The 3,172-nt window shown below is 65.1% G+C and carries 4 protein-coding genes; 3 read left to right on the top strand and 1 reads right to left on the bottom strand.

Going from position 1 to position 3,172, the window contains the following annotated elements; all coding sequences use genetic code 11:
* Nucleotides 1–269: 269 nt before the first annotated feature.
* On the top strand, nt 270–689 hold the full coding sequence (locus E8A12_RS09210; protein ID WP_293367886.1) for a hypothetical protein: 420 nt from the start codon (nt 270–272) through the stop codon (nt 687–689).
* 125 nt (nt 690–814) lie between these two features.
* Here the strand turns inward: E8A12_RS09210 and E8A12_RS09205 are convergent, their stop codons facing one another.
* Nucleotides 815–1,579, bottom strand: a complete 765-nt coding sequence (locus E8A12_RS09205) for a VOC family protein (RefSeq protein WP_293367884.1) — start codon at nt 1,577–1,579, stop codon at nt 815–817.
* Nucleotides 1,580–1,771: 192 nt separating this feature from the next.
* Between E8A12_RS09205 and E8A12_RS09200 the strand changes: the two genes are divergently transcribed.
* Nucleotides 1,772–2,860 (top strand): IS66 family transposase, encoded by a 1,089-nt coding sequence (locus E8A12_RS09200; protein WP_293367882.1) that lies wholly within the window; start codon nt 1,772–1,774, stop codon nt 2,858–2,860.
* Between the two features lie 2 nt (nt 2,861–2,862).
* A complete protein-coding gene (locus E8A12_RS09195) occupies nt 2,863–3,105 on the top strand; it encodes a hypothetical protein (protein WP_293367880.1) in 243 nt (80 codons plus the stop codon).
* Nucleotides 3,106–3,172 lie beyond the last annotated feature (67 nt).

Below are 3,172 nucleotides of genomic sequence, written 5' to 3'. Positions count from 1 at the left end.
CCGGCAACTCAACGAACGGCCAAGAAAGACCTTGCTCTACAAGACCCCCGCGGAGAAGTTCGCGGAGTGTGTTGCGGCGATCGGTTGAGCCCACCGTCGAAAGCGGTAATTAGCTCGATGCCCGAAAGCGGTCATTCACCGACACCGCCTCAAAGCGGACGCCGTGAACGTCGGCAACGGGTGGAAGTCGGACATCGGTTCCGGCAATGTGCGACGACGACCGAAACCCCGCCCGCATACGTCAGGATCGTCGCGCCTAGAGGTCCCTGATGCGTCTGCTTACCTTCACCGTTGCCGCCAGCCTCTGCATCGCAGGCAGCCCGGCCGCTGCGGTCCTAATGAGCGTGACGGAGGGGATGAAGGCTCTGGTGGACCCAGCGAGCAATACGGTCTTTGCGCTGGCCGGCGAAGTGGATCCCGTCAATGGCCCCGGCGCGAAGGTCTCCCAGGAACGATGGGAGCAGGCTCTTTTGGCCACCCAGGTGCTGAAGAATGCTGCAAGCAACCTCAATGGCCCGCAGAAGCAGCCCGGGGCCATCTGGATAAAGTCCGCCGCCGACTTCGCCAGGTTGACGGACGAAGCCGAAAAGGCTGCCGGCAAAGAAGACGCCGCAGCCTTCGCCAAGGCCGCCAACGATCTCGGCGACACCTGCACGTCCTGCCACAACAGGCACAAGAGACAGAAATAGGAAGAGCCCAATCTTTCAGGCCGGCGAGCCTGTCCAGTGTTCGTTCCCCACCCGCCGCTCTGAGCGTTCCCCAACGACAGGGACAACCAACGGGCGGCTAGCGCCAGAGGGAGTGCATGGCGTGTTTAGGCGTTTCCGACCACGCCGGGCATGCGGATAAAGAACAGCGGATGGTCGTCCGGATCGCGCAGCATGAAGGTCGCGTGATCGCTCTGACCGCTCGGGCCTCGGAAGAACTTAAGACCAGCGCGCCGCACATCGTCGGCCAACTCCAATACGTCGCCTTGCCAGAAAATCAGCTGGACCCGGGCCGGATCGAGATGCCCCTGGAAAAGGCCGACGCGACAGTCGCCGTTCTGCATCGTCACTCGCTTGCCGTTCGGCTCGCGTAAGACCGCCTTGAACCCCAGCGTCTCGTAGAACGCGACCGAACGCAGCATCTCCGCGACGGGCAGTCCGACCTCATACCATCCCAGCCGACGATCGATCATCAAGGACGCGGGTCGCTCGCTCGGAGCCGCCCGCGTGTGCCGCAGGTATTGGGGATAGAAGGTGCTCATTTGGATGACGTAGAGAGGATGTCCGTCCGGGTCCTGCAGCATGAAGGCGCCACCGTGATTGTCCTTCTTCAGAGGCCGCAGGAACGCCGCCCCGTTGCGTTCGACTTCGGCGGCAAGCCTATCCACGTCACCCTGCCAGAAGATCAGCTGCGGCCGGCTCGGATCGAGGCCACCCTGGAATAGGCCGATCCGGCAATCGCCCCGGATCATCGTGGCGACGCCTGCATCTTCCGCATATTCGGCGCGCTCGAAACCGAGCGCCTCGTAGAAGGCCAATGACGCGCCAATGTTTGCGACGGGCAGGCTGGTCTCGAAGTAACCCAGGTCCATTTTTCAATTCCGTGCCGACCCCGAAGGACAGACAGACAACTCGCGCCGATCCTGGAACGCAATGTCCGCAATGGGTCGAAGTACTAACCCGCTAGCGCGGGAGGAGTGCTCGCATCGGATGTGGGAGCGGAATTCTCCTGTCTGACGAGGATCGTGGGTGGGCCACGACCTCTTCAAGACAGGAGATGCGTGATGACAGAAGAGGTCATCAACCCGCTGCCGATCGAGCGGGGCCGGCCCGGCGCGGGGCTGCTGGCCCATGTGGCGGTGGCCAAGTACGCCGACCACCTGCCGCTGAACCGTCAGTCCGAGATCTACGCCCGTGAGGGTGTCGAGCTCGACCGCTCGACGCTGGCTGACTGGATCGGCCGGATGGCGTGGCTGCTGCGGCCGCTCTCCGAGGCGATCGGCGACTACGCCCGCGCCGGGCCGAGCGTGCATGCCGACGACACGCCGATCCCGGTGCAGGAGCCGGGCCGCGGCAGCATCCGGACCGGGCGATTATGGGTGGTGGTGCGCGACGAGCGGACCTGGGGCTCGGCCAATCAGCCGGCGGCCTACTACCAGTACTCGCCCGATCGAAAGGGCGTGCACGCCCAAGCCTTGCTGAAGCCGTGCCGCGGCTTCCTGCACGCTGACGCCTACGGCGGCTTCGACAAGCTCTATGCGCCTGATCCGATCACCGGCCAGGCCAACCTGATCGAAGTGGCCTGCTGGGCGCATGCCCGGCGCGAGATCTTCGAGGCGCACGCCAGCACCAAGTCGCCGCTGGCCCGAGAGGCGCTCGAGCGCATCGGCGCGCTCTTCGCCATCGAGCGCGAGATCAACGGTCAGAGCGCCGAGCACCGACTGGCTGTGCGCCAGGCCAGGAGCGCGCCACTGCTGGAGGAGCTGAAGGACTTCCTGGAGACCTGCCTCACCCGGATCAGCCGCAAGGCCGATCTGGCCGAGGCCATCCGTTACAGCCTCAAACTTTGGACCGCGCTTACCCGCTTCGCCGACGACGGGCGCCTGGAGATGACCAACAACGCCGCCGAACGCGCCATCCGGCCGCTGACCCTGGGTCGCCGCAACTGGACCTTCCTGGGCTCCGACACCGGCGGCGACCGCGCCGCGGTCTTCTACACCCTGATCCAGACCTGCAAGCTCAACGCCATCAATCCCGAGGCCTATCTGGCCGACGTCATCGGCCGCATCGCCGACCATCCCGCCAAGCGGATCGACGAGCTCCTGCCGTGGAACTGGCGGGCCCCTCGGGCTCCAGCCGATCAGGCGGCCTAACCGTGGACGCGATCGAAACGGTCTACACCCTGCCGCTCGTCGCCAAGAAACTCGGCGAAGACGAAGGCTGGCTGTGGGAGATCTCCTGCGAGATGACCCCGGAAGATGGCTGCCTGGGCATCATCGGCCTCAACGATGAGTACACCGTCGCCTTTACCGAGGCCGGCATCGAGCACCTCGCCGAGCTGGTCGCGATCCACAAGGCCGACACCGGCCGGCTGCTCCCGCTGCACCTGGACAGCTGAGCGCGAAGATCGCGCCGTGGGCGGCGGATGGCCCGAAACGTCGAGCGGGTTATGACCGGACGCTTAC

It is taken from the genome of Phenylobacterium sp., assembly GCF_004799395.1.
Lineage (GTDB): Bacteria > Pseudomonadota > Alphaproteobacteria > Caulobacterales > Caulobacteraceae > Phenylobacterium.
This window is presented reverse-complemented; position numbering and strand designations above follow the sequence as displayed.

Excerpts from the sequence above, each read along its gene's own strand:
- E8A12_RS09205 (WP_293367884.1), bottom strand. The coding sequence starts at position 1,579 with ATGGACCTGGGTTACTTCGAGACCAGCCTGCCCGTCGCAAACATTGGC.
- E8A12_RS09200 (WP_293367882.1), top strand. The coding sequence starts at position 1,772 with ATGACAGAAGAGGTCATCAACCCGCTGCCGATCGAGCGGGGCCGGCCC.
- E8A12_RS09210 (WP_293367886.1), top strand. The coding sequence starts at position 270 with ATGCGTCTGCTTACCTTCACCGTTGCCGCCAGCCTCTGCATCGCAGGC.